Consider the following 25987-nt stretch of genomic DNA (forward strand, 5'->3'; position numbering starts at 1 on the left):
ACGCTCACCCGCCATATCCGTTGATTCACCGGCGATTACTACCGGGACCCCCGGTTCCGTCGGCAGCGCGCATGACGACGCGGTCGCCGTCGCGGATCATGGTGAAGACGGCGGTGGGCGGGTCGAAGCGGTCGTCGGGCGGGGTGGGGAAGGTGGGGGCGGGGGGTGTGCGGAAGCGGGGGCGGCGGGCGTCGTGCAGGTCGAGGCCGCCGGGGCGGGAGAGGACGCCGAAGCGGGCCGGGTCGCCGGCGAACCAGATGGCGTCGCTGGCGGAGTCGAGGAGGGCGTCGGCGGTGCCGCCGCGGGAGCGGAGCACGAGGCTGCCCGCGATCTGGCCGTCCAGGTCGATGAGGATCACCCAGTCGCGGCCGTTCCGCGGCAGGTGCTCGAACCAGAACTGCTGCCAGGGGCGGCGCAGGGCGCGGCGGCGGCGCCGGTAGCGCAGGAAGAGCGGGAGCGCGAGGACCAGGGTCCAGAGCACGAAGGCGGCGCCGGTGAAGGTGGAGCCGGTGGCGGCGAGGCGCTGCGGGCCGGGGGTGGTCGCGGTGGCTTCCAGGTAGACCAGGACGCCGGTGGCGGGGCCGAGCGCGAGGGTGCCGAGCAGGGCGCCCCAGGCGCGCAGCGCGACCCAGCGGAGCCGGAGCCGGGTTTCGCGCCACTCGCGGGCGGGTTCGGGCGGGGTGCGGAGGGCCGGGTCCGGCCTGCTCGATCTCATGGGCGTCCAACGTCCGACGGGGTGATGCTGGACGACAGGGTATCGGCCCGCGCGCCGATCTCGCTCGGGCACAGCGGTTCTGTCCGGCAACGTCGGCGCCGCCGGGTCACCCGGCGGCGCCCGCGCGTCAGCTCGGGATCAGACTCGCCGCCGACGCCCGCCGCAACTTCCCGGACGGCGTCTTGGGCAGCGCCCCCTTCTGCACGATGACCACGATCGCGGGCGCGATCCCGACCTCGTCGTGCACCGCCCGCGCGACCTCGCGGCGGATCCGCTCGCACGCGTCGCCGTCCCCGGCCGCCTCGGATTCGGCGATCACCGCGATCCCCTCGCGCGCCATGCTCGGCAGCTGGATGCCGAGCGCGGCGATGCTGCCCGGCCGCACCCCGGCGACGCCGGAGGCCGCGCGCTCGACCACGGTGGGCGCGATATTGCGGCCCGCGACGATGATGACGTCCTTCTTCCGCCCGGTGACGACGGCCTCGCCGTCGCCGGTCAGGTAGCCGAGGTCGCCGGTGTCGAGCCAGCCGTCGGCGTCCTGGGCGTCGACGTAGCCGTCCGGGCCGAGGTAGCGCCTGGCGACGGCGGCGCCGCGGACCAGGATGGTGCCGATCCGGTCCGCGGGCAGCACCGCGCCGTGCTCGTCGACGACGCGCAGTTCGATACCGGGCACCGGGGGGCCGAGCCGCACCAGGGTGCGCGGTTGCGAGATCCCCTCCCGGACCACGCTGCCGGTGCGCTCGGCCCGCGCCCCGTCCACCACGTCGACGGCGAACCGCGCGCGCATCCTGGTGAACGACACCGCGAGGGTGGTCTCGGCCATGCCGTAGGCGGGCATGAGCGCCTCCGGCCGCAGCCCGAACCGCACGGCCTCGGCGGTGAACTCGTCCAGCGTGGCCCGGTCCACCACCTCGGCTCCGTTGACCGCGACGCGCAGCGTGGAGAGGTCGTAGGCGCCGTCGGGGGCCCGGCGCAGCCGCCGGGCGAGCACGGAGTAGGCGAAGTTCGGTGCGGCGGTGACGTGCCCGCCGAACCGGCCGATCATCTCCGCCCAGGAGAGCGGGTTCTTCAGGAAGGCCAGCGGATTGGTGATGACGGCGGTGGCCCGCGCCAGCATGGGGGTGAGCAGCATGCCGATCATGCCCATGTCGTGGTAGAGCGGCAGCCAGCTCACCACGACGTCACCGGAGCGGAATCCGGCGGCGTCGGCCATGGCGATCTGGTTCTGCATGATGTTGCCGCCGGTGATGGCGACCGCCTTCGGCACGCCGGTGGTGCCGGAGGTGAGCTGCAGGATGCAGAGGTCGTCGCCGACGGTCAGCACCGGCTCGGCCGGGACCTCGCTGGCGGTGAGCTCCTCGATCACGACGATCGGCGCGCCGAGGTCGAGTTCGCGCACCACGTCGGTGAAGGGCGCGCCGACCGCGACCACGGCGGCGTCCAGCATCCGCGCCACCGCGCGGGTGTCGTCCAGCCACTTGGCCAGGTCGGTGCGCGGGGTGGGCTGGTGCAGCATGGTGAAGGCGGCGCCGCGCAGCCAGGTGGCCTGCACCATGATCGCGACGTCGGCGGCGTCACCGGCCAGGATCGTCACCGAGCTGCCCGGCCCGACCCCGGCTTCGGCCAGCCCGGTGGCCGCGCGCCGGGCGGCGGCCTGGAGCTGCGCCCAGGTTCGGTAGGTCAGCGAGCCGGCGTCGTCGCCGCTCCACAGCCCGGAGATCTCCGAGGGCGGCTGCCCGAAGAGGATGTCGGTGAGTCTGCTCATGGATGCGCGCCTTCCCGCTCGGCCGCCTCGCGCAGCACGCGGTCGAAGTTCCCGGCGAAGGTGGCGGCGTAGCCGTCGGCCAGCGCCGCGGGGTCGGTGACGATGCCGAACGAGGTGCGCCCGCCGAGGATCAGCCCGGTCACCGAGAAGGAGTAGCCGACCAGCGGGGAGATCGGGGTGAGCGCGGCGATCGGGGTGCCGAGTACCGCGCGGACCTGGGAGAAGCCGGGGTTGATGCCGATGTGGATATCCGGGCTCATCCGCCGCATGGAGGCATTCGCGATGGCCCGGTGCACCGGCCACGGGATCTTGGGCGCGTCGTCGGTGGCGGCCAGCGACAGCTCGGGGCGCTTGGCGGCGACGAAGGCCAGCTCGGCGCGGGCCCGCTCCAGCTGCCGGTCCAGCGCGGGTTCGGCGCCGAGCAGGTTGACCAGCGAGACCAGCACGGCATTGCCGGTGTGCCGGAAGCCCTGGTCGTGCGTGACCGGCAGCGTTACCCGCAGCAGCTCGGAGCTGGTGTCGCGGGGCGGCGCGAGGCTCAGGGTGCGGCCGATGGCGGCGAGCAGGAATTCGTGCACGGAGGCGCCGTGGTTGCGCGCGGCGCGGCGCAGGTCGCGGGTCGAGGCGCTGGTCAGCGCGACTTCCCTGCGGCCGGAGCGAGTGAGCTCGGGCCAGTCCCTTCCGGACCTGCCCGCCTTCCACTGGTCCTCGAAGGCGGCCTTGGACTCCTTCAGCACCTCCGGATCGATACTCGGGATGCGGTAGCGCGGGGTGGTGGCGAAGCGCTCGAACTCGGTGAGCTGCTCCGGGCCGCCGTCGGCGAGCAGCGCGGCGAAGGCGGCGCCGGCGATGCCGTCGGAGAGCGCGTGGTGCACCCGCAGCAGCACGTACTGCACGCCGGTGCCGGCCGGGGTGAAGAGCGTGATGTGCCAGAGCGGTTCGGGGCGCGGCAGCGCGGTCTCGTGCCGGGCGGCGAGCTGCCGGTGCAGGTCGGCGTCGTCGCGGTACTCGGCGCCGGTGACGTGCTTATCGATGTCCACCCGCTCGGCGAGCACCGCCTCGGCGCGCCGCCAGCGGCCGTTGCGGACGCCGAGCCGGAAGAGGTCGTAGAGCCGCACCCGCTCGCGTACCCGGGCCCGCACCTCGTCGAGGTGCAGCCGCGGGCCGGGCGCCAGCTCCAGCACCATGGCCCAGTGCATGGGGCTGCGCGCGGTGTCCAGGTGCAGATAGGTGCAGTCGGCCGGGGCGAGTTCGACGGGACTGGTCATGCCGGGGCCACCTCACTGGAGTACAGGGCTTCGTAGCGTTCGTGGTCGGGTCGCATGGCCGCGGCGACCAGCTCCCACAGCACCTCGTCGGTGCCGCCGCCGACCCGGGCCAGCTTCATATCGCGCCACCAGCGCCCGATCGGGGTCTCCGACTCCAGGTAGCCGGAGCCGCCGAAGATGTGCAGGCACTCGGCGGCGACCTCGTTGCCGAGCTGCGCGGCGGTCACCTTGAGCGCGGCGGCGGTGCGCAGATCGATCTTTCCCTCGGCCGCGACCCCGGCGAGCGCGTAGCGCAGCAGGTCGGTGCGGGCCTGCAGGTCGGCGACGCGCAGCCGCAGCGCCTGGTGGTCGTAGAGCCGCTTGCCGAACTGGGTGCGGGTCACCATGCGGGCCAGCGTGATACCGAGCATGGCCTCGCAGGCGGTGGCGATCTGCCCGGCCACCGAGTAGCGCTCGTGCGCCAGCCCCCAGCTGATCACCGCGAGCCCGGTGCCCGCGCGGGCGACCAGCGCCTCGGCGGGCACCCAGGTGTCGATGGTGACGGCGGCGGTATCCAGCGGCCCGGCACCGAGTTTGCGGTAGGGAGTGTCGATGGTGACCTGCGCGGCAGGCACCATGACCAGCGCGACATTGCCCTCGGCGCCGCCCGGCGCCCGCCCGACCACCAGGATCTGGTCGGCGATCGGCGCGAGCGAGACGTATTTCTTCTGCCCGGCCACCCGGTAGCCGCCGTCGTGCGGCTCGATCACCGTGCCGACGTGCTGCAGGTCCGACCCGCCCGCCTCCTCGGAGGCGGCGATGCAGAGCACCGCCTCGGCGCGGATGGCCCGCTCGGCGAGGTCGCGCAGGAAGTCGGTGCGGCCGAAGCGGCGCAGCACGGCGATGGCCGAATCGTGCAGGCTCACCCCGACGCCGATGCCCGCCGAGTTCAGCGCGCCGAGCCTGCCCGCCAGCGCGAAGTGCTCACCGAGGTCGGTGATCTTGCGATCCTGCCACTTGTGCGCGAAGACCCCGGCGGCACCGAGGTGCTCGAGCAGCGCGCGCGGGAAGCGCTCGTCCCGCTCGGCCTGCTCGGTCCAGTGCCGGACGCGGTCGTCGAAGGCCGCGTCGAGCAGCTCGTCGTACGCGGTCACGGGGCGACGCCCGCCTTCGATCGGACCAGCTCCTCCAGCTCGCCGACGGACGCGGTCTCGGCCATCTCCCGGTCGGTGAGCTGCACCCCGAGCCGCTCCTCGATGGCGACGACGCCGATGGCGAAGGCCACCGAGTCGAGCCCGAGGTCCTCGATGAGCAGCGCGGCCGGAGTGATCTCGGCCGTCGGCAGGTCCAAATCCTCGGCGAGGATGCTGTGCAGCGTTTCCCGGATGTGATCGGACATCAGTGGTCTCCTTGGTCGAGTACGTCGTCGTCGGTGAGGCCGAAGCTGGTGAACGCCGTGTGCCGCGGCAGCCGGTAGACCTCGCGGCCGAGCACCGCGTTGAGGATCCGGGCATTGCGCACCGCGCCGATATCGAGGTTGGGCGCGGAGACGCCGATGGCGTGCGCCTCGGCGGCGGCCACGAAGAGCCGCCCGGCCAGCGCGGGCTCGGCGGCGACGGAGTGGTCCCGCTCGATCACGTACCGGCCCCTGCCGTCCCGGTGCAGCCGGTCGGCGAGCGGGGCGAGGAAATCCGGCCGCCGCGGCCGGTACCCGGTGGCGGCGACGACCAGGTCGGCGGTGTGCGCCAGCGCGGCGCCGGTGTCGAGGTGCCTGCCCCTGACCCGCAGCGCGCCGTCGTCCAGCGGCTCCACCCCCTCCACCGCGACGCCCTGGCGCAGCTGCACCGGCTGCGCCTTCTCCAGCAGCTGCCTGCGGTAGAGCAGGTCGTGCAGCCGCTCCAAGGTCGCCGCGGAGATGCCCTTGTGGAACTGCCAGTGCCCCGCGCGCACCCGGTCCCTGGTCTCCTCGGGGAGGCCGTGGAAGTACTCCATGTAGGCGGGGGTGGTCATCTCCAGGGAGAGCTTGGTGAAGTCGAGCGGGGCGAACCACGGGGTCCGGGTCCACCAGCGCACCGCGGGGCCGCCGGACAGGTTGGCCTCGAGCAGGTCGGCCACGATCTCGGCGCCGGACTGCCCGGAGCCGATCACGGTCACCGCCCCCGCGGCGTGCGCGCGCTCGCGGTGGGTCAGGTATTCGGCGCTGTGCAGCAGCGCGGGCGAGGTGGTCGAGAGTGCCTGCGGGACGGAGGGTTCGGTGCCGATGCCGACCACGACGTGCCCGGCCCTGATGGTCGAGGCGACGCCCGCGGTGGTCACCGCGACCTCGAAGACGCCCGCGTCGTCCAGCCAGCGCACCTCGTCGACGGTGGTGCGCCAGCGCAGCGACGGCAGCCGCCGCACCACCCAGAGCAGGTATGCCTCGTACTCGCGGCGGGTCGGGAAGAAGTCCTCGCGCACCAGGAAGGGGTAGAGCCGGTCCACGTCGGCGAGGTAGCCGAGGAAGGAGAGCGGGTGCGTCGGGTCGACCAGCGAGACCAGGTCGGAGAGGAAGCTGACCTGCAGCTTGGCCTCCTCGAACAGGAGCCCCGGATGCCACCGGAACTCGTCCGCCGAGTCCACCACCAGGACATTCGCGTCGGCGACGGTGGAGGCCAGCGCGGCCAGCCCCAGGTTGAACGGCCCGCAGCCGACGGCGAGGATGTCGACGTCACTCATGGCTGGTCACCATCGCGCCGCTCGGCTCCAGCGCCTCGGACTCGACCTCGAGCGCGACCCGGAGCAGCTCGTCGAAGAGCGCGTCGATATCGCTCGCCGCGGTCTCCGGGTTGAGCAGGGTGAGCTTGAGGCAGGTGCGCGGCTCGCCCTCGCCGCCCACCCGCACCTGGGTGCGGCCGACGAGCGCGGTGCCGGAGCTGATCAGCCGCCTGCGCAGCTCGGCATTGACCTGGTCCAGGTCGAGATCCTCGCAGCGGTACCGGAAGACGACGGTGGTGAGCGTGACCGGCGCGACCAGCTCCAGCTGCGGCTCGGCGGCGATCCGCCGCTCGGCGTACCCGGCCAGGTCGTGGCAGGTCTCCAGCATGGCGCCGAGGCCGCGCCTGCCGTAGGCGAGGAAGGTGGCGGCCACCTTGAGCACGTCCGGGCGGCGGGTGGTCTGCAGGGTCTGGCCGAGCAGCCCGCCGTACCCGGCCTCGACGTCGTCGTCCGGGTTCAGGTAGGCCACCGAGCGGCTGAGCGAGGCGAAGCGCTGCTGGTCGGCGAGGAGCAGCACGCTCGCCGCGGCCGGCTGCCAGCCGACCTTGTGCAGGTCGAGGGTGATGGAGTCGGCGCGCTCGATGCCGGTGAGCAGCCCGGCGAGCCGGTCGGAGAAGAGCGAGCCGAAGCCGTAGGCGGCGTCCACGTGCAGCCAGACCCCGTGCCGCGCGGTGATCTCGGCGAGCGCGGGCAGCGGGTCGACGCTGCCGAAGTCGGTGGTGCCGGCGGTGGCGACCACCGCGACCGGGGTGTGGCCGGCGCTCAGCTGGCCCAGCAGCGCGTCCAGCGCCTCCGGGATCATCCGGTGCTCGGCGTCGACCGGCACCGGGATCGCCGCGGCCTCGCCGAGGCCGAGCGCGGCGCAGGCCCGGTGCACCGAGAAGTGCGCGATCCGGGAGCAGAGCACGATCGGGCGGTGCAGCCCGCCCACCCCCTCCTGCCTGGTGTTCACGCCGTGCCCGGCGGCCGTGTAGTCGCGGGCGATGAGCAGCGCGAGCAGGTTCGAGTAGGAGCCGCCGGGGCCGAAGACGCCGCCCGCGGTCTCGGTGAAGCCGGCCAGCCGGGCCAGCGCGTTGACGGTCCACCGCTCGATGGCGAGCGTGGCCGGGCCGGAGTCGTAGGTGTCGAGCGAGGCATTGGTGGCGCTGGCCAGCGCGTCCGCGACCACCGCGACGGTGAGCGGCGGCGGCTGCAGGTGCGCGGCGGTGAGCGGGTGGGTGAGGTCGAGGCCGTAGGCGGCGACCAGCTCGGCGAGCCGGGTGAGCGCGGTGGCCGAGCCGACCCCGCGCTCCGCGATGCGCTCCGGGCCCAGCACCTCGGCGACGGCGGCGAGCATGGCGAGCGGGTCGCCGGAGGGCAGCGGGGCGCCGTGGTGCCGCTCCCCGACCGCGGCGGCGACCTGCGCCAGCCCGGTGCCGACCTCGGACCAGCCCGCGCCGGGGCCGGCGAAGCGGGACGCTCTCCCCCACGGGAGCACGGATTCAGCTGACACGGGGAGTCCTCGTTTCACGATTCGGTTCGGTGAGCTCGCGCACCAGGGCGGCCACGGTGCCGTCCAGCGCGGCGGGCACCCGCGCGACCAGCGCGGTGAGCAGCGTGGCGGCGCGCCGCGCGAAGGCGGCGTCGACGGTGCCGAGCTGGTGGTCGACCTCGAGGTGCACCCCGCCGCCGGGGGCCAGCTCGAAGGCGAGGGTGAGCGGGTAGGGGGCGATGCCGGTGAAGACGGCGTCGCAGGTGACGCGGGCACCGTCCGGCACCGGGATGCCGCGCAGCGGCGCGGTGCGCACCGAGGCCATGATCTCGGCGACCGGGAAGCGGCCGCCCGCGGCGCGCAGCGCGGTGAGCACGGTGCCGTAGTCGACCCCGGCGAACTCCATGGCCCGGTAGACCACGGCGACGGCGGCGCGCAGCGTCGCCCGCACGCTCGCCGCCGGGTCGACGGCGAAGCGCATAGGGACGATGTTGCCGCTGTAGCCGACCCGGTCCGGGCGGTCGCCGGGCTGCCGGTTGTCGGCGGGGACCAGCAGCACGTGCTCCCCGGCCCCGGTGAGCGCGTGCACGCCGAGCGCGGTGACCGCGATGAGGAGCGCGTTGGCGGTGCCGCCGAGTTCGCGGGCCACCGCGTCCAGCGCGGCGACGGTGGCCGGGTCGACCGGCTCGACCAGCCGGGCGCCCGCGCCCTCGTCCATGGGCGCGATCCAGCTCTCCTCTGCGCTCACCGCGGGAAGCTCGCCGGAGAGCGGGAAGCGGATGCCGTCGGCGGCCCAGGTCTGCCGTGCGTGCTCGACCGCGGCCTCCACCCGAGGGGCGGGGCGTTGGATCGGCGGCACCGCCGCGGCATCCGGCCAGGTGCCGGAGATCAGGGTGCCGAGCAGCAGCGGCCAGGAGGTGTCGTCCACCGCGAGGTGGTGCACGACGAAGAGCACGGTGACGCCGTCGCCGTCGGCCGCGACCCGGACCCGCAGCGGCGGCTCCTCGGTGAGCCGGAACGGGATCCGGACCAGCTCGTCCGCGGTCGCGGCGGGCGCGTTCCACGCCCAGACCGCACCCGGCTCGATCCACTCCCCTGCGGTATCGCTGGGCACCCGGCGTGGCACGCCGGACTCCACGGAGACGACCGAGCCGAGTACAGCGGCCTCCCTGACCACCAGCTCGACCGCCTCGACCAGGCCGGGAACGGTGTAGGAGCCGTCGAAGCGGAGGACCAGCCCGATGGTGTGCGAGAGCGAGTCCGGGTCGAGTTCGTAGATCTTCCACATGCGGCGCTCGGCGATGCCGAACTCGCCGGTGTCCAGCCGCGGCAGCGCCGGGGCGGCGAAGCGGTGGCCGCCCGCGAGCCCGGCGGCCGCCAGCCGCCTGCGCACCAGCTCCAGCCGGGTGTCGGTCAGTACGGTCATGCTTCTCCCTGCGTGCACCGGTGGACGGCGGCGGCGTTCGCGCGCAGCACGGCCCAGTCGCTGACGATGTCGATGAGTTCGCCGCGGGCCCAGCGCGGCGCCTGGTCCTGGAAGTGCGGCGAGCGCGGGTCGCCGCTCACGCCGAGCGGCACGATCCAGCGCCCGGCATCCCGGTCGGCGAGATCCCAGACGTAGCGCGCGGCCGGGCCGACCGCGCAGGCGTGCGCGACGCCGACCGCGCTGCCGGTGGCGAGCACGCACTCGGCATCGCCGCCGAGCCGGTACCGGCCGGGCCGGACGAGCGCCGAGAGCTCCGGGTGGCGCGGGGTGGCCCCGGCCAGATCCATGCCGTGGATGGGGGCGAGCACGTGCACGTCGCCCCAGGCCGGAATGGTCTCCAGCCCGGCCACGCCCTCCACCGCGGCGGTGAGCGCCGCCGCGATCCCGACCCCGAGCCGCGGCCCGTGCTCGAGCACCGAGTCGAGCGCGGCGGCGAGCCGGGTGCCCGCCACGAACCACGGGTCGAAGACGCGCGGGAAAGCGTGTGGCGTCGCCAGCCCGGCGAGCGCCGGGTCGCGGGTGATCGCCGCGACGAACCGGGACCTGACCTCGGCGAAGAGGTAGGCGTCGGTGCTCTCCGCGGCCATGGCGCGATCCCAGCCGAGCAGCCGCGCACGCAGCTGCTCGGCGGGCGGGGTCAGCTCGGGGAGGTCGCGGATGCGGTCCAGCAGCGCGGCGGCCTGGTCGAGCTGCACGTCCCCGTGGATGGCCTCACAATCGGCAACGCGCACCGCCGGATTCGCGGCAAGCAGGGTGTGGATGCGGTCCGCGCGGAAGGGCGGGACGCACTCGGTGGTGACCGGTTGCAGCGGCGGCGAGCCGGGGATGCGCTGGTTGGCGATGACCGAGTGGCCGGGCACCGCGGCGTCGACATCGCCGTCCCGCACCGATTCGGTGGCGTAGCCCCGCCACTGGTAGCGGGCGTCCCAGCCGGGCACCGGGAGCCAGTAGTTCTCCGCGGCTCGCTCCGGCATGCGGCCGGTGACGTGGTGCGTGAGCCGCCCGGCGGTATCACCGATGACGATGCGGTTGGCCGGCTCGGCCCACCCGCGCAGCGCCGCCTCGACCTCGCCGGTGGAGGTCGCGAAGAGCAAGTCGAGCGCGGGGTCGAAGGTGATGCCGGGGTCGGCGAGCATCGGGGTGCGCAGGCTCAGCGCGAAGCCCGCCTCCGGGCCGCCGATGATCACCGGGCCATTGCCGGTGACCACGATCTCGACCGGCACCGGATCGGCACCGCGCACCAGAATCCGCTCGGTGTGCACCGCGGCCGGGGCGGGGCCGTCCGGGGTCTCGGCGCGCACGCCGTCGGCGCTCCGGGTGAGCCGCTCCAGGTAGAGATCCTGGTAATCGCCCATGGCATTGGTGATCCCCCACGCCACCGCACCGGCGTGCGCGAAGTGCGGCATCCCCGGCACGCCCGCGAAGGCGAACCCGACCACGTCGAACTCCGGCGCCGCCAGGTGGAACTGCTGGTAAATACCGGGCAGCTCGAGGAAGCGGTGCGGGTCACCGGCGATCAGCGGCGCGCCGCTCGCGGTGCGGGCACCGGCGACGCCCCAGGCATTGCTGCCGGAGATCGCGTCCCCGAAGGGCGTCGAATCCGGTTGCGTCCCGGCCGCTTCGGGGAGGTGGCCGAGCAGCTCGGTGAGGAATTCCGCGCTCGGCCGGGCGGGGACGGTCGGCTCGCCGGGGTCGATCCCCTCGCAGTCGAAGAGCGCCAGCGCGTCGCGGCCGAGCGCGCGGCAGGCGTGCAGCCGCCACAGCTTGGTGAGGAAGCGCCCGAAGAGGATGTGGTGCACCAGGAACACCGCGATCGGCGTCCACGGCTGCCACGGCGCGGGGCGGTGATCGAACTCGGTCAGCTCGGGGGCATCGGCGGTCTCCAGGGTGCTGTTGACGCCGTCCACGTAGGCGGCGATCAGCGCCCGGGTGCGCGGCGAGGACGCCTCGTGGATGCGGCGGGCGGCGGCGTCCATCCGGGAGCGGCGGGCGAATTCGTCCCAGCCCACGGCGCCCGTGCCGAAGACCTCGGCGGTGCGGCCCTCGGCGCGCAGCCGCAGGAACTCCAGCTGCCAGGCCCGGTCGGTACCGCCGGCGACGCCCTGCCCGTAGAGCGCGCCGGCCGCCGAATCGGCGTGGATGTGCGGGATTCCGGTGGCATCGCGGATGATCTCGATCGTCACGGGACCGGGACCTCCCGCTCGGCGGGCCGGTAGGCGGCGATGGGGTTGACCAGGGCGTGGTCGGCGGCGACCAGGGTGGCGTAGGAGTTGCCGAGGTCGACCATGCGCCGGTTGTCGCCGAGCTGCAGCCGGTTCAGGTGGATGGCGGGGAAGGTCTCGACGAAGGGGTCCCAGCGGCGGAAGCGGTCGGCGAGCTCCGGGTGCTGGTCGCGGTAGTCGAGCAGGCTTGCCGCCACGAGGGCCCAGAATCGGTCGTCGGGGAGCAGGCCGTCGGCGTGCAGGATGAGCGCGAGGTGCCGCAGGAAGTCGTCGAAGACGTCGGAGAGCAGCCCCATGGCGCGGATCTCGTCGGGCTCCTCGGTCACCGCGCGGCGGGCCGCCTCGGGCAGCCCGGCGGCGTCGCCGAAGATCGAGACCTCCTCGCCGATGTCCTTGAGCACCGCGCGCACCGGCACCCCGCCGTCGAGCACCAGGATGAGGTTCTCGCCGTGCGGGGAGAACTTCAGCTCGTACCGGTAGAGCAGGTGCGCGATGGGGTGCAGGTAGCAGCGCAGGTAGCGGGTGAGCCACTCCTCCGCGGGCAGCCCCGAGCGCTCGATGAAGGCCCGCACCAGCGGCGTTCCCTCGTGATCGAGGTGCAGCATCGCCGCCATGGTGGTGAGCTGCTCGCCCGCCGCGGCCAGCGGGATCGGGCTCTGCCGCCACAGCGCGGACAGCAGCTTGCGGTACTCCGAGCCGGGCTCGGTGAGCGCGGTGAGCTCGGGGCTCCGGTAGCCGATGGCGGCGACCTCGTACAGCACCGCGAAGCCCAGTTCGTCCAGGTAGGGGTCGCCGGAGATCAGCCCGCGCACCCAGTCGTTGATCAGCGGGGTGGTGCGCATGTAGTCCGCCGACATGCCGCGGGTGAAGCCCATGTTCACGATGGAGAGCGCCAGCTTCACGTAGTGCCGCCGCGGGGTGGCCGTGTTGAACAGCGACCGGATGGACTGCTGCGGCTGGTAGCGGTCGTCGCTCTCCCCGACCGGGACGATCCGCTGCTCGGCGAGGTCGATCGCGTAGACCCGGCGGATCCGCTCGGTCCACTGCCACGGGTGCACCGGCATGAGGTAGTACTCGCCGGGGTCGAGGCCGCGGCCGGTGAGGACCGCGGTGAACCGCGCCAGCGTCGCCGCGCCCAGCTCGGCCTCGACCAGCTCCCGGTAGCCGACGCCGGACATGGCCGCGAAATCGGTGTCCGCCCTGCGCACCGCGAGCCAGGGCAGCGGGAACCGGGTGCCCTGCTCCGGCGCGTAGCGCTCGACGTCGTCGGCGCTGAAGCCGAGCCTGCCCGCATTGGCGAGCAGGCAGGGGTGCCCCTCGGTCATGCTGCGCTCGATGGTCTGGAAGTCGGCGGCGGCCAGCTCGGCGGAGCGGAGGCGCCGCTCGTCCGGGCGGCCCGCGCCGATGAGCAGGGTATTGCGGAATTCCTCGAGGTATTCCGGGAGCGCCTCCGGCGCGATGCCGAGCGCGGGGGCCAGGTCGATCACCAGGGCGATGGCGTCGATCGGCAGCGCGGCGCCGTCGCGGGTGCGGCGCAGCGATCCGGGATCGATGTGCCAGCTGTCCAGCGCGAGCAGCTCGGCGCGGAAGGTGTACGCGGTGCGGCCGTCGCCGGAGCGCACCAGGTACTCGCCCGGCGCCGCCGCCTCCGGGCGGAGGAAGCGCTCGTGGCAGAGCTCGGCCAGCACCTTGACCGCCATCCGGCGGTGGTAGGCGGGCCAGTACGAAGCGGGGGTCACGTCGGCCTCTCAGGAATCGGTGCGGCGGAAGGCGGGGGCGAGGAAGCGGCCGTTGCCGGTGACCCGGACGAAATCGGCGCGGGTGCAGTAGCTGAGCCGCGCCACCTTGTCGCCCACCGGGTGGTCGCCGGCCACGGCGAACCCGACCGCGGCGTTCAACCGCTGCACCTCGAGGTTGCGGACATCCGGCTCCACCACCACCCGCTCCGCGCCGAGCTCGAAGAAGGCGGTGCGCATGATGTGCAGCATCACCGCGCCGGTGAAGCCGCTCAGCGCGCGGTCGGTGCTCGCCACCAGCAGGTGCATGCCGATATCGCCGGGCTCGGCGGCGTAGCCGGTGCCCGGCTCGGCCAGCTCGCTGGTCGCCGGGTTGTAGAGCTCGAAGAGGAACTCCGGGGTGCCCTCGTAGCAGCCGATGCGCAGCCCATACCTCGGGTCGCCGCCGATCTCCGCGCTGTGCCGGATGAGCTCCTCGACCTCGGCGACGGTGCTGGTGAGCATTCCCCAGTACGCCGCCTTGGGGTCGGTGAGCCAGCCGTGCGCGAGCGCCGCGTCCCGCTCGACCTCCATGGGCCGCGATTCGAACGGGTAGTGCGGTGCGGCGCCGGCGATCTCGTCCTCGACCTCGGTATCGGTCAGCCGCAGCACGGCAAGCACGGTCTCGGCCACCCGGCCGGCGCGCACGCCCTCCAGCTCGGCGATCCGCTCGGCCAGCCCGGCCACCGAGCGGCGCACGAAGATATCGGCCACCGTGAGCTCCGGGGTGTCCAGCCACTGCCGCGCCTGCGCCAGGAAGGCGGTGGCGAGCACGGAATCGCCGCCGAGCGCGAGGAAGTCGTCGGTGACGCCGAGCGGGCGCGCGGGCAGGATCTCGCCGAGCACGGTGACCAGCACCCGCTCCAGCGCGGTGCGCGGCTCGACCGCGGTCCGCTCCTCGGCGCCGGCCAGCTCGCGGATCTTCGCCCGGTCGTACTTGCCGTTGGCGGTGAGCGGCAGCGCGTCGACCACGGCGATCGAGCGCGGGATCATGTGCGGCGGAAGCACATCGGCGAGCGCGGTGCGCAGCGCCTCGCCCTCGGCGGTGCCGACCACGGCGGCGCGCAGCTCGCGCCCGTCCGACCAGGCCACCGCCGCGCCGACGGCATCCAGGCCGAGCAGCCCGGCCTCGACCTCGCCGAGCTCGACCCGGTACCCGCGCACCTTGACCATGTGGTCGGCGCGGCCGAGGAACTCCAGGAAGCCGCCGGGCAGGTAGCGGGCCAGGTCGCCGGTGCGGTACCAGCGCACGCCGTCGCGGGTCAGGAAGCGGTCGGCGGTGCGCCCGGGGTCGGCGCGGTAGCCGTCGGCGACCCCCGCGCCGCCGATCCACAGCTCGCCGGGCACCAGGTCGGGCCGATCCCGGCCCGCGGCGTCCACCACCCGGCAGCGCACCCCGGCCAGCGGCGTGCCGTACGGCACGAAGGCGGCGCCCGCGGGCACCTGCGGCCGCTCGCAGACGGTGGAGTGGATGGCCGTCTCGGTGGTGCCGCCCAGCCCGGCCACCCGGCAGGCCGGAAGCTGTGCCGCGACCCGGTCCAGCAGCGCCACGTCGACCTTGTCGCCGCCGAGCAGCACCACCCGCAGCGGGTCCGGCAGCGGGACCAGGTCGAGCAGCATGCCGAGGATCGAGGGCACGCAGTTCAGCACCGTCACCGAGCACTCGCCGAGCAGCCGGGCCCAGGTGTCGGCCCGGGTGTGCTCGTCGTCGCCGGGGACGACGACGGCGCCGCCCACCGCGAGCGCGGCGAAGATGTCGAAGACCGAGAGGTCGAACTCCAGCGAGGAGACCTGCAGCGTCCGGTCTTTCGCGCCGAGCCCGTACCGGTCGGCCAGGTCGGTGAGGGTGGCGACCGCCGCCCGGTGCGGCACCTGCACGCCCTTGGGCAGCCCGGTCGAGCCGGAGGTGAAGAGCACGTAGGCGAGGTCGTCCGTGGCGACCGGCACCGGCTCGACGGGAGCGGCCGCGCGGGCCGCGCCGATCTCGAGCGCCACCGAATCCGGCCAGGCCGCGGGGCGATTCGTGAGCACCGCCGCGGCGGCGGCCACGGCGGCGATGCGCTCCCGGCGGGCGGCGGGCTGGGCCGGGGCGAGCGGCACGTAGGCGGCGCCCGCGGTGAGCACGCCGAGCGCGGCCGCCACCTGGTCGCCGCCCTTGGGCAGGTCGATGATCACGGTGTCGCCGCCGCGCACCCCGGCGGCGCGCAGCGCGCCCGCGATCCGGCGGGCCTCGTCGGCGAGCTCGGCGTGCGAGCGGGTGCGGTCCGCCGCGATCACCGCGGGGGCGGCGCCGCGCTGCTCGGCCAGCGCGAGCACCCGGCCGTGCAGGGTGCCGTCGAAGTGCGCGGTCTCCGGCAGCGGGCGCTCGGCCGCGAGCCGCTCGGCGCGCACGTCGCCGGCGAGCGGGTCGGGGGCCCGCACGTCCCAGTCGCCCGCGATGAGCAGGTCGAGCAGCCGCACGTAGTAGCCGAACATGGCCTCGGCGGCGCCCGGCTCCAGATCGGAGGCGCGCACGTCCCAGTTCAGCAGCAGCGTGCCCGCCAGCTCGGTGACCTGGGCGTCGAGCAGCACCTGCGGGCCCTGCGAGACGATCCAGGACGGCTCGCCGAGCACCTCGGTGACGGCGGGCGAGAAGAGCTCGCCCAGCCCGAGCGCGCTGGTGAAGACCACCGGCGAGACCACCGGCTCGCCGCGGTGCCTGCCCAGCTCGCGCAGCACGTCCAGCCCGCCGACGCTGCCGTGCGCGGCCGCCTCGTGCAGCGCGGCGCGCATGGCGGCCGCCCGCTCGGCGAGCGTGCGCGGCTCGGTGAGGTCGGCCGCGACGAGCAGCGAGGAGGTGAAGTCGCCGACCACCCGCTCCACGTCCGGGTGCACCGGGTCGCGGTCGAAGAGCGGAACGGTGAGCAGGAAGCGCGGGCTCGCCGACCAGGCGCCGACCGCCTCCGCGAAGACCGCGGCCACCGCCGCCGCCGGGGTGACCCCGCGCCGGTGCGCGTGCTCCTCGAGCCGCCTGCGGTCGGCGGCGTCGATGGCGTGGTGCAGCCGCACGGTGGCCGGCTCGGTGGCGCCGCGCCGGGCCGCATCGTTCAGCGGCAGCTCGGGCGGGCCCGGCAGGTGCGGGATCCGCCCCCACCACCAGGCCAGATCGGCCTCCTTCGGCGCCCGGCCGGCGCGGGCCGCGGCGAGCGCGGGGAAGGTGACGCCGAGCGGGGGCAACTCTTCGCCGCGGTAGAGCCGGGCCAGGTCGTCCACGAGCACCCGGTAGCTCATGGCGTCGGCGGCGATCATGTCCACGTCCAGGTGCACCCGGGTGCGGCCGCCGCCGAGCAGGCTGAGCTCGGCGCGCAGCACCGCGCCGTCCTCGATCGGCAGCGCGCGGTGCGTGCCGGTGCGGCGGAGTTCGGCGAGCGCGGCCTCGGGGTCGGGCGCCGCGCGCAGGTCGTGCACCGCGATCGCCCCCTCGTGCGCGGCGCCGATCACCTGGGTGCCGTCCGGCAGTACCCGCACCCGGAGCATGGGGTGCCGCTCCAGCAGCGCCGCCACCGCGGCCCGGAACCGCGCCGCATCGGCGACCGCGCCGTCGAACTCGATGTACAGGTGCGCCGCGACCCCGCCGAAGGCGTGGCTGTGCGAGCGGCCGATCCAGTACGCGTGCTGCATGGGCGCCAGCGGAAAGGGTGCGGTGGTGTCTATTTCGGGGAGTGCCTCCTCCGGCGCGCCGAGTTCACCGATCAGCAGGGTGGTCCAGGCGCGCAACGTGGGGTCGGCGGCGAGCCGGGCGAAATCGATATCGTGCCCGCGTTTCCGCCATCTCCCGGACAGCCGCATCATGCGCAGCGAATCCAGCCCCTGCTGGATCAGATCGCCGTCGAAATCCAGCGATTCCGGCGCGATTCCCAGCACCGAGCCGACTTCCGCCCGGATATCGAGATCCGTCTCCGAACGAATGACCACCATCGACAACGCCTCTCGCAGAATGTGAACTTAGGTTACCCTAATTTGCCGCCCTGTCGAGTGTGATGTGTTGCGGCACAACAGCTTTCACCCGGTACGGACGCGCGGATATACCGCGCCGCTTCCGGCCCGTTCGACAGTTCTTTTTCGTTTGGTCCTGGGTCAGCCGACGCCAGCGGATATTCGCCAGCCGGCGGCGTCGTTCTGCTGCCACCAGAAATCGGCGAACCGGCCGGAGGCGGCGAGCAGCTCCCGCACGCTGCCGTCCTCGACCACCCGGCCGTCCTCGACGAAGAGCACCCGGTCGGCGCCCGCGATCGTGCTGAGCCGGTGGGCCACCACGATGCGGGTCCGGCGCTGCGGGTCGTTGGTGACCGCCGCGACCACCGCCGCCTCGTTCTCCGCGTCCAGCGCGCTGGTGCCCTCGTCCACCACCAGCACCGCGGCCGGCTTGAGCAGCGCCCGCGCGATCGAGACCCGCTGCCGCTCACCGCCGGAGAGCGCGGTGCCCGCCTCGCCGACCACGGTGTCGAGGCCGTCCGGCAGCCGCTCCGCGAACTCGTCCACCCGGGCCAGCCGGAGCGCGGTCGCGAGCCGCTCCGGGTCCGCGCCGGGATCACCGGCGAGCATGTTCTCCCTGATGGTCCCGGCGAAGAGGTAGGGCTGCTGGAAGACGACGGATGCCGCGGCGGGCCGGACCGCGGGGTCCAGCGCGCCCAGGTCGGCGCCGCCGACCCGCACGGTGCCCGCGGCCGGCGCCTCCAGCCCGGCCACCAGCGCGAGGATCGTGCTCTTGCCCGCGCCGGAGGGCCCGACGATCGCGGTGACCGCACCGGCGCCGAACTCCAGGTCCAGCCCGGTGAGCACCCGGTCGTCGCCGTAGCCGAAGTGCACGCCGCGCAGCTCCACGGCGGCGCCCGCGGCCATCGCGGGCGGCTCGGTGGCTCCGGCGGCCGGGCCCGGCGCGTCGGTGACGGTCCTGATGTCGCGCAGCGTGTTCCGCGCGGTCTCCAGCCCGCCGGAGAGATCGCCGATGGCGGCGAACGGCTCCAGGAACCGGACAACGACCACGATCAGCGCGACCGCCTCCGGCAGCCCGATGCTGCCGCGCACCGCGAGCCAGGCGGTGGTGCCCGCCAGCCCGAGCAGCGCCAGCTGGCTCGCCAGCCCGAAGAGCACCTGCCCCGGAATACTGAGCAGCAGCAACCGGACCGTCGCGCCGTGCTGGGCATCCAGCGCCGCGCCGGTCTCGCTGTGCGCCGGCGCCACCCGCCGGGCCGCGCGCAGCGCCGCCTGGGTGCGGGCGAACTCCAGGATGCGCGCGGTGAGCACGCTGTTCGAGTCGGTGGCGACCCGGTCGGCCGCCCTGGTGAGCCGCAGCGTCGCGCCGAGCGCGCCGAGCAGCAGCACCACGGCGAGCAGCGCCGCGACCCCGAGCTGCCAGGCGATCGGCAGCAGCGCGAGCCCGATGGCGATCGGCAGCAGCAGCCCCTGGATGACCGGGGTCATCAGGTAGCCGACCAGCCCGACCAGCTCCGGCCCGGTGGCGGCGATGGCCCGGCGGGTGATGGCGGCGTTCTCCTCGCCGAACCAGCGCAGCGGAATCCGCGCGACCTGCGCCGAGACCGTGCGCTGCGCCGTCTCGAGCAGCCCGAAGCCGAGGTCGAAGCCGACCCGGGAGGCGAGCGAGTCCACGACCCAGCCCGCCGCGACCGCGCCGGTGAGCGCGCCGACCCAGGGCCACGCGGCGGCCGGGTCGGCGCCGAAGAGCGCGGTGACCAGCGGGACGATCAGGACGACGGCGACCGCGCGGAGCAGCGTGGAGAGCACGGTCAGCGCGAGGTAGCCGGCGAAGAGCCGGCGCCTCGTGGCCGGGATGAGGGCGAGGACGGTGCCGATCATCGCGCGAACTCCTTGGTCTCGGCGGCATTCCAGAGCCGGGCGTAGCGCCCGCCGGCGGCGAGCAGCTCGGGGTGCGTACCGCTCTCGGCGATCCGGCCGCCGTCCAGCACGACGATCCGGTCCGCTTCGGTGACGGTGCGCAGCCGGTGCGCGATCACCAGCACGGTGCGTCCGGCGGCGAGGCGGTCCAGCGCCCGCTGCACCAGGTACTCCGACTCTGGGTCGGCGAAGGCGGTGGCCTCGTCCAGGATCAGCACCGGGGTGTCGGCGAGCAGCGCCCGCGCGATGGTGAGCCGCTGCCGCTCGCCGCCGGAGAGCGCGGTGTCCGCGCCGAGCACGGTGTCGTACCCCTGCGGCAGCCGCAGGATGCGGTCGTGCAGCTGGGCGTCGCGGGCCGCCTGTTCGACCGCGGCGGCGTCGGCGTCCGGCACCGCGAGCGCGATGTTCTCCCTGACCGTCCCGTGCACCAGCTGGGCATCCTGGAAGACGAAGCCGACCCGGCGGTACAGCTCGTCCGGGGTGAGCCCCGCGATATCGCGGCCGCCGACCCGGATCTGCCCCGCGTCGAGGTCGTGGAAGCGGGCCAGCAGCGCGGCCAGCGTGGACTTGCCCGCGCCGGAGGGGCCGACCAGCGCGGTGACGGTGCCCGGCTCCAGGGTGAGCGCGATGTTCTCGACCACCGGGACCCCGGCCCGGTAGCCGAAGGTCACGTCGTCGAAGACCACCCGGCCCGGCGGCTCGGCGCGCTCGGTGCCGCCCGCGCGCACCTCCAGCGCGGGTTCGTCCAGCGTGATCTGGATGTCGCGGGCGGCGAGGCTGCCCGCGCGCAGCCCGGAGAGGCCGTAGCCGATGCTCAGCAGCCGGGAGCCGAAGGTGGTGCCGAGGAAGAGGAAGGGCAGCAGGTCGACCGGGTCCAGCCGGTCGGTGCTGATCAGCGCGGTTCCGGCCAGCGCGATCAGCCAGAGGAAGGTGACCGGGCGGGTGATCAGGTCCATCAGCGACTTCTTGCCGACGAACGGGCGCTGCCAGCCGTCCAGGAAGGCGATGTAGCCGTCCAGGCTGCGCCGGAACGGGGAGGCCGCGGCGCCGCCGAAGACCCGGATCACCGGCTGGCCGTCCAGGTAGGAGGCGGCCTCGGCGTCCATCCGCTCGGCCCAGCGCTGCGACTGCACGATCTTGGGCCCGGACTGGGCCATCATGGTCAGCATGGTGAGCACGGCGCCGAGCACCGGGATCAGCAGGATCAGCCCGAGCCGCCAGTCCACCCAGAACAGGTAGCCGAGCACCGCGAGCGGCGCGACCACCGCGGCCACGGCGTCGGTGACGGCGTGCGTCACCAGGTAGTGCAGGGCCAGCGTGTTCCCAGTGACCAGCTTGCTCACCTGCCCCGAGCTACGGGCGGTGAACCAGCCGAGCGGCAGCCGCGCCAGGGTGCCGAGCAGCCGGGCGCGCAGGTCGCGGCCGAAGCGGGCGTCGACCGCGTGCAGCCACAACTGCAGGGCGGATTCCAGCAGGGTGCCCGCGCCGAAGAGGGCAAGCGCCCAGAGCCCGAGCGACCACAGGGTGCCGGAATCGCTGCCCGCGAGCAGGTTCCCGGCGAGTTCGACCAGCAGGACGTAGGGGGCGAGCTGGAGCAGGGTGAGCACGACCTGCAGGACGCCCGCCGCGATGAGCTTCGGGCGGATCTCCGCGAACAGGCGGGAGCCCGCCTGCGAGCGCCAGCGTCCGGGGGTCGGAGCGGCTGCGGCGGGGATGGCCGGTGTGCGCACTGGCGCGGTGTCGGTGACCACCGGTTTCGCAGCGGTCTCCACCGGGGCCGGCGCCGCCGCCGCCCGCTCGGCGTCGCGCTCCGCGGCATCCCGCGACTTCCCCATGGACCGCCCGTGCACCCAGTACGCCTGGGCGTAGATATCGCTCTTGGGGAAGCCGAACTCCTTGAGCCGGGTCCGTACGTGCTTGAGCGACGCCGACTCCGGCCCGGCCCAGCAGTACCAGTTCGCCCAGTCCCGCGTCTCCAGCGCCTCCCCGAGCGCCGACTCCGCGCTGCGCGGCACCCAGTGCACCCGGGCCAGCGGGTGCGGGGTGAGCGGAATGAGCAGGTCGTCGTCGTGGTGCAGCTCCAGGTACACCTCCACGGCGACCTGCGGCGGCACCGCGGCGAGGATCGTATTGATGGCCGGGATCGAGGCCGAGTCGCCGATCAGCAGGTACCCGGCGGGCAGGTCGTCGCCGACATGGAAGTTCTTGGAGCCGAACGACGTCACCTCGATGGTCTCGCCGCCGGTCACCCGGGTCGCCCAGGCGGAGGCGGGCCCGGCCGGCTCGTGCAGCACGAAATCGACGGCGAAGCGCCCGGTCTCCGGCTCCGCCTCGGCAATGGTGTACCCGCGCTGGAACTCGCTCTCCGACCCCTCCGGGTCCGGGAACCAGAACCGCAGCCAGGCCGTCGGCTCCACGCTGATCTCGGCGAAGAGCGTGGGCGCGGTCAACCACACGCGGAGCAGCCGGGGGGTGGTCTGCTCGGTGCCGAGCACCGTCGCGGTGTGGTACACCACGCCGAAGCCGCGGAGCACCGCACCCTGGAAACCTCTGCGGGCCATGCCGTTCCTTTACTGGTCGTTCTGCACGTCGGTGCGGGTGAGCCGCACGGTCCCGGCGGCGAAGATCGCGACGCAGATGGCGGCGAAGTAGAGCAGCGAGCCGTTCTGCCCGCCGAAGGCGCTGTCGAAGGTGGCCATCTGCCCCACCCCGAGCTCCCCGTTCTTGAACGGCGAGAGCTGCTGCAGCGTGATCCCGAGGTCACCGGGTACGAAGCCTACGAAGGTCTCCACGCCGAACTTCCAGAGCAGCACGATCATCACCACCAGCCCCGGCTTGGGCAGCAGCGCGGCGAGCCCGAGCCCGAGCGCGCAGACCAGCACCGTGAAGAGCGGAATGCCGAGCCAGAGCCGGATGCCGTCGGCGGAGAGGATCTCCACCCGCCCCCAGATCTCCGGGAACAGCAGCGGGAAGCCGCCGAGCATGACCAGCGTGGTGACCGCGGCGGTGACCGCGCCGATCAGCCCGTAGACCACCAGCTTCGCCACCGGGAGCAGCCAGCGCCGCGGCTGGATCCGGAAGACGATCTGCGCGGTGTCGTCCTTGAACTCACCGGCCAGCGCGGAGACCGCGCCGACCATGAGGATGAAGGTGGAGAAGACCAGGATCCAGTAGGCGGCATTGTCGGTGTCCATGCCACCGCCGCCGTTGAGCTGATTCGACTCCACCGCCTTGGCGATGCCGGCGTTGAGCGCCGTGGGGATGAGCACCGCGAGCGGGAGCACCGTGTACCAGAGCGGGCTGCGCCGGGAGAGCTTCGCGCACTCGCTGCGCACCGCGTCGATCAGCGGGGTCACCGCGCTGCCCCGCTCGCCGCGTACTCCACGCTGCCCCCGGTGATCTCCAGGTAGGCGGCCTCCAGCGGCCGCTCGCCGGAGCCGCGGGCGACGGTCTCGTCCCGGCTCGCGTCCCAGAGCACCGAGCCGGTGCCCATGACCACGATCCGGGTGCCGGTGATCGCCACCTCGGTGAGGTCGTGCGAGGCGACCAGCAGGCAGCGGCCGTCGGCCGCGAGCCCGGTGAGCAGCTCGCGCAGCCACAGCGTGCCCTCGACGTCCAGCCCGTTGGCCGGTTCGTCCAGGACGATGGTGCCCGGCTCGCCGAGCAGCGCCGCGGCGATCCCGAGCCGCTGCAGCATGCCGTAGGAGAACCGGCCCACCGGACGGTGCGCGGCCGGGCCGAGCCCGACCCGCTCCAGCAGCGCGCCGACATCGGCGCGCCTGCGCCCGCCGAGCGCCGCCTGCCAGCGCAGATGCTGCTCGGCGGTGTGCCGCGGGTTGCGGGCGAAGGCGCCGAGCGCGAAGCCGATGGTGCCGAGCGTGCTCGGCAGCTCCGACAGTGCCCCGCCGTCGATCCGGATCCGCCCGGCGTCCGGGCGGACCAGGCCGGCGATCATCCGCATGACCGTGGTCTTCCCGGCGCCGTTCGGCCCGAGCAGGTAGGTGATCGCCCCGTCCTCGGCGGTGAAGCTCACCTCCCCGACGGCAACCCGGTCACCGAACCTCCTGGTGACGCTCTCGACGCTGATCATCCCGCGGCCCCGCGCCCGTCAGCGGCTCAGTAGCCGAAGCTCGGGTTGCCCGCGCACTGCAGCTGCTGGCAGATGCGCTTCCAGTCGAACTTCCAGAGCCCGGCGTCCCGGATGAAGTGGTAGGTGGTGGTCTGCGCCGGGATGCCCGCCATCAGGCCGTGCACGGTAACCGCGAGGGAATTCCCGTTGACCTGCACCGGCCCGACCGCGCGGCCCTGCAGCGAGAAGAAGTCCATGGTCCGGCTGTACTGCATGACCTTCTCCAGCTCGGCGCGCGCGCCGGGGCCGTTGTAGCTCACCTCGACCTTGGGGTCGATGCCGATGTTCGGGTTCCAGAAGGCCGCGAACTGCCGCTCCAGCTGATCCAGGCTCGGCTGCTCCGTACGCACGTACAGATCGCCCGCCTTGGCGTCGCGGATGGAAACATCCGCGTTTGCCGGCGCCGATGCCAGCACGAGACTCACCACAAATGCGGCAAATAGGACGATACTGGCCCTGATCGACTTGACCATGACAAACCTTCCGACGGTCCCGAGCGGGAGAGGCGGTGCAACACGCAGCCGCCGAGCGTCGCCAACGATAGCTGCGCGAAGTTTGGTTAGTCAAACCTAAGTATTGAGTTGGTCATGTACTGGTAAAGGTGCCACGGGGTTGCCGGGCATCCGGGCCACGTCCGAAAGGGCGTGGTGGCGGGTTCGGTTGAGCCGCGAACGCCGAGAGGGGGCATTCGCCGGGCAAGCGCAAGTCAGCCGTCGAGCAGCACGCCGGCCCAGCGCCCGGCGTCGAGGAGGACGGCGGCGGGCAGGCCGGTGGCCTCGGCGAGCGCGCCCGGGTGCAGCCGCTCATAGGCGCGGCCCGCGGCGGTGGCGGCGGCCGGGGGCAGCAGCAGCCAGTCGGCGGCGAGCCGGGTGGGGGTCCAGTGCGGCGGGGTGTGCCCGGTGTCCTCGCGGACGTCGAGCAGGCGGTGCCTGCGCAGCCCGCGCCAGAGCTCGCCCCAGCGGTCGAAACCGGTGACGGCGGGCGTACTTCCCGGGATCAGCGGGCGCGGCAGCTGCGCCGCCCTGACCAGCGCGAGCACCGGGAGCCCGAAGGCGCGGGCGAACTGCAGCCTGCGGGCGCCGTCGCCGCGCAGCTCGTACACCGGCCCGGCCGGGCCCTCGACCCGCACCAGCCGGATCGGCCGGGTGCCGCCGCCGAGCAGGAAATCGTCGATCCAGGAGTGCAGCTCGGGTTCGGCGCCGGTGGCGCGCAGGGTGCGGCAGAACCCGGCCAGCGACCAGCGGTCGTCGTCGGTGAGTTCGCGGGCGCGGCCGGGGACGGCGAGCACCGCGCGCGGGTCGATCCAGTCCAGGCTCTGCGCCCCGGCCTGCGGCCGGTCGGCGGGGAGGTAGGGCACCGGCGGGGTGCCGTCGAAGACCGCGATCCGCTCCACCAGCGGCGCCGCCGCGTCCACCTCGGCGATCCTGGCGTGCAGCCAGTCCTGCAGCTCGGGCTCGGCCGCCGGGATCCGGCCCCGGAGCTGGACCAGCACGGCGCGCAACGTATCCCGCGGTGGCCGGTCGGCGGCGGCGCGCAGCAGCCCGGGCCAGCCGGGGTCCTGGTCCAGGCGTCCGGCGCGCACGTGGTCGAGGTCGTCCGGCGCGGGCGCGAGGGAGACCACCGGCCCGGTGGTGGCGGTGGCGCCGTAGCGGCGCAGCAGCGTGGCCATGTCCTCGACGGTGGGCGCCCAGCCGCGCACCACCCGCTCCCCCACCCGCGCCTCGAAGACGCCCCTGACGTCACGCCACAGCATCGGCGGGCTCCGCGAGCCGGATCCGGGCACCGGGGCGCAGGTTGGCCCTGGTGACGTCGCCGTCGTAGTGCGCGAGCACCTTCGGGTCCATGATGCGGCGCCAGAGCGGCGGGATCGCCGCGAGCACGATCATCGACGCGTACCCCGCAGGCAACTGCGGCGCCACCTCCGAGGTCCGCAACGTCTGATACCGCCGCCCCGGATTCGCATGATGATCACTGTGCCGCTGCAAATGGAACAGGAAGATATTCGTCACCAGACGATCACTGTTCCACGAATCCCGCGGCGAACACCGAGCCCACCGCCCATCCGGCTTCCGCTCCCGCAACAACCCGTAGTGCTCGACATAGTTCACCGTCTCCAGCAACACCGCACCGATCACCGCCTGCACCAGCAACCACGGCAACACCGCCACCCCGAACGCCAGCACCAGCCCACCGAACAACACCACGGTCATCGACCACGCCTGCAGGATGTGATTCCGCGGCGACCACCACCGCATCCCCCCGCGCGCCAGGCGCAACCGCTCGATCACGAGCGCGGAGCGAAGGCCACCCAGCACCGAGCGCGGCAGGAAGGCGTAGAGCGACTCCCCCAGCCGGGCACTGGCCGGATCCTCCGGCGTCGCCACCCGCACGTGGTGCCCGCGATTGTGCTCGACGAAGAAATGCCCGTACCCCGACTGGGCCAGCGCCAGCTTGGCCAGCCACCGCTCCAGGTGCTCGACCCGGTGCCCCAGCTCGTGCGCGGCATTGATCCCGATCCCCGAGACCAG

At 73.8% G+C, this 25987-nt stretch carries 18 protein-coding genes; all 18 read right to left on the bottom strand.

The genetic code is table 11. The features are described 5' to 3' along the window. Nucleotides 1-25: 25 nt before the first annotated feature. Nucleotides 26-715 carry a hypothetical protein gene (locus tag AB0H71_RS28445; RefSeq protein ID WP_357026876.1) on the bottom strand — a complete coding sequence of 230 codons (690 nt, stop codon included), beginning with the start codon at nt 713-715 and terminating at the stop codon, nt 26-28. 127 nt (nt 716-842) lie between these two features. Continuing rightward, nucleotides 843-2480 carry a long-chain-fatty-acid--CoA ligase gene (locus AB0H71_RS28450; RefSeq protein ID WP_357026878.1) on the bottom strand — a complete coding sequence of 546 codons (1638 nt, stop codon included), beginning with the start codon at nt 2478-2480 and terminating at the stop codon, nt 843-845. Continuing rightward, nucleotides 2477-3748: a wax ester/triacylglycerol synthase domain-containing protein gene (locus AB0H71_RS28455; protein WP_357026880.1), complete on the bottom strand. Its 1272-nt coding sequence runs from the start codon at nt 3746-3748 to the stop codon at nt 2477-2479. The genes AB0H71_RS28450 and AB0H71_RS28455 overlap by 4 nt, the downstream gene beginning before the upstream one ends. Then, nucleotides 3745-4881: an acyl-CoA dehydrogenase family protein gene (locus AB0H71_RS28460; protein WP_357026882.1), complete on the bottom strand. Its 1137-nt coding sequence runs from the start codon at nt 4879-4881 to the stop codon at nt 3745-3747. Before AB0H71_RS28460 ends, AB0H71_RS28455 begins: the two co-directional genes overlap by 4 nt. Next, nucleotides 4878-5126 (bottom strand): acyl carrier protein, encoded by a 249-nt coding sequence (locus AB0H71_RS28465; protein WP_357026884.1) that lies wholly within the window; start codon nt 5124-5126, stop codon nt 4878-4880. Before AB0H71_RS28465 ends, AB0H71_RS28460 begins: the two co-directional genes overlap by 4 nt. Beyond that, a complete protein-coding gene (locus AB0H71_RS28470) occupies nt 5126-6442 on the bottom strand; it encodes a SidA/IucD/PvdA family monooxygenase (RefSeq protein ID WP_357026886.1) in 1317 nt (438 codons plus the stop codon). The genes AB0H71_RS28465 and AB0H71_RS28470 overlap by 1 nt, the downstream gene beginning before the upstream one ends. Continuing rightward, entirely contained in the window at nt 6435-7973 is a 1539-nt protein-coding gene (locus AB0H71_RS28475; protein ID WP_357026888.1) for a pyridoxal-dependent decarboxylase, read from the bottom strand. Before AB0H71_RS28475 ends, AB0H71_RS28470 begins: the two co-directional genes overlap by 8 nt. Beyond that, nucleotides 7963-9378, bottom strand: a complete 1416-nt coding sequence (locus AB0H71_RS28480) for a peptide synthetase (protein ID WP_357026890.1) — start codon at nt 9376-9378, stop codon at nt 7963-7965. Before AB0H71_RS28480 ends, AB0H71_RS28475 begins: the two co-directional genes overlap by 11 nt. After that, on the bottom strand, nt 9375-11621 hold the full coding sequence (locus tag AB0H71_RS28485) for a penicillin acylase family protein (RefSeq protein WP_357026892.1): 2247 nt from the start codon (nt 11619-11621) through the stop codon (nt 9375-9377). Before AB0H71_RS28485 ends, AB0H71_RS28480 begins: the two co-directional genes overlap by 4 nt. Next, on the bottom strand, nt 11618-13360 hold the full coding sequence (locus AB0H71_RS28490; protein ID WP_357026940.1) for an IucA/IucC family protein: 1743 nt from the start codon (nt 13358-13360) through the stop codon (nt 11618-11620). The genes AB0H71_RS28485 and AB0H71_RS28490 overlap by 4 nt, the downstream gene beginning before the upstream one ends. Nucleotides 13361-13408: 48 nt before the next feature. Continuing rightward, nucleotides 13409-17392: an amino acid adenylation domain-containing protein gene (locus tag AB0H71_RS28495; protein WP_357026894.1), complete on the bottom strand. Its 3984-nt coding sequence runs from the start codon at nt 17390-17392 to the stop codon at nt 13409-13411. 159 nt (nt 17393-17551) lie between these two features. Further along, complete coding sequence (locus AB0H71_RS28500) at nt 17552-19291, bottom strand: ABC transporter ATP-binding protein (RefSeq protein WP_357026896.1); 1740 nt, start codon at nt 19289-19291, stop codon at nt 17552-17554. Beyond that, nucleotides 19288-21891, bottom strand: a complete 2604-nt coding sequence (locus AB0H71_RS28505) for an ATP-binding cassette domain-containing protein (protein WP_357026898.1) — start codon at nt 21889-21891, stop codon at nt 19288-19290. Before AB0H71_RS28505 ends, AB0H71_RS28500 begins: the two co-directional genes overlap by 4 nt. Nucleotides 21892-21900: 9 nt before the next feature. Next, nucleotides 21901-22686: an ABC transporter permease gene (locus AB0H71_RS28510; RefSeq protein ID WP_357026900.1), complete on the bottom strand. Its 786-nt coding sequence runs from the start codon at nt 22684-22686 to the stop codon at nt 21901-21903. Next, entirely contained in the window at nt 22683-23420 is a 738-nt protein-coding gene (locus AB0H71_RS28515) for an ATP-binding cassette domain-containing protein (RefSeq protein WP_357026902.1), read from the bottom strand. Before AB0H71_RS28515 ends, AB0H71_RS28510 begins: the two co-directional genes overlap by 4 nt. 26 nt (nt 23421-23446) lie before the next feature. Beyond that, on the bottom strand, nt 23447-23875 hold the full coding sequence (locus tag AB0H71_RS28520) for a hypothetical protein (RefSeq protein WP_357026904.1): 429 nt from the start codon (nt 23873-23875) through the stop codon (nt 23447-23449). Between the two features lie 290 nt (nt 23876-24165). Further along, a complete protein-coding gene (locus tag AB0H71_RS28525; RefSeq protein WP_357026906.1) occupies nt 24166-25212 on the bottom strand; it encodes a hypothetical protein in 1047 nt (348 codons plus the stop codon). Then, nucleotides 25199-25987: alkane 1-monooxygenase (locus AB0H71_RS28530; RefSeq protein WP_357026908.1), on the bottom strand; the 789-nt coding region annotated here is incomplete at its 5' end. The genes AB0H71_RS28530 and AB0H71_RS28525, both read right to left, overlap by 14 nt.

This window comes from Nocardia sp. NPDC050697, assembly GCF_040654395.1.
In the GTDB taxonomy this organism is placed as follows: Bacteria; Actinomycetota; Actinomycetes; order Mycobacteriales; family Mycobacteriaceae; genus Nocardia.

Excerpts from the sequence above, each read along its gene's own strand:
- AB0H71_RS28465 (WP_357026884.1), bottom strand. The coding sequence starts at position 5,126 with ATGTCCGATCACATCCGGGAAACGCTGCACAGCATCCTCGCCGAGGAT.
- AB0H71_RS28505 (WP_357026898.1), bottom strand. The coding sequence starts at position 21,891 with ATGGCCCGCAGAGGTTTCCAGGGTGCGGTGCTCCGCGGCTTCGGCGTG.
- AB0H71_RS28455 (WP_357026880.1), bottom strand. The coding sequence starts at position 3,748 with ATGACCAGTCCCGTCGAACTCGCCCCGGCCGACTGCACCTATCTGCAC.
- AB0H71_RS28515 (WP_357026902.1), bottom strand. The coding sequence starts at position 23,420 with ATGATCAGCGTCGAGAGCGTCACCAGGAGGTTCGGTGACCGGGTTGCC.
- AB0H71_RS28495 (WP_357026894.1), bottom strand. The coding sequence starts at position 17,392 with ATGGTGGTCATTCGTTCGGAGACGGATCTCGATATCCGGGCGGAAGTC.
- AB0H71_RS28470 (WP_357026886.1), bottom strand. The coding sequence starts at position 6,442 with ATGAGTGACGTCGACATCCTCGCCGTCGGCTGCGGGCCGTTCAACCTG.
- AB0H71_RS28480 (WP_357026890.1), bottom strand. The coding sequence starts at position 9,378 with ATGACCGTACTGACCGACACCCGGCTGGAGCTGGTGCGCAGGCGGCTG.
- AB0H71_RS28445 (WP_357026876.1), bottom strand. The coding sequence starts at position 715 with ATGAGATCGAGCAGGCCGGACCCGGCCCTCCGCACCCCGCCCGAACCC.
- AB0H71_RS28490 (WP_357026940.1), bottom strand. The coding sequence starts at position 13,360 with ATGGCGGTCAAGGTGCTGGCCGAGCTCTGCCACGAGCGCTTCCTCCGC.
- AB0H71_RS28450 (WP_357026878.1), bottom strand. The coding sequence starts at position 2,480 with ATGAGCAGACTCACCGACATCCTCTTCGGGCAGCCGCCCTCGGAGATC.
- AB0H71_RS28525 (WP_357026906.1), bottom strand. The coding sequence starts at position 25,212 with ATGCTGTGGCGTGACGTCAGGGGCGTCTTCGAGGCGCGGGTGGGGGAG.
- AB0H71_RS28500 (WP_357026896.1), bottom strand. The coding sequence starts at position 19,291 with ATGATCGGCACCGTCCTCGCCCTCATCCCGGCCACGAGGCGCCGGCTC.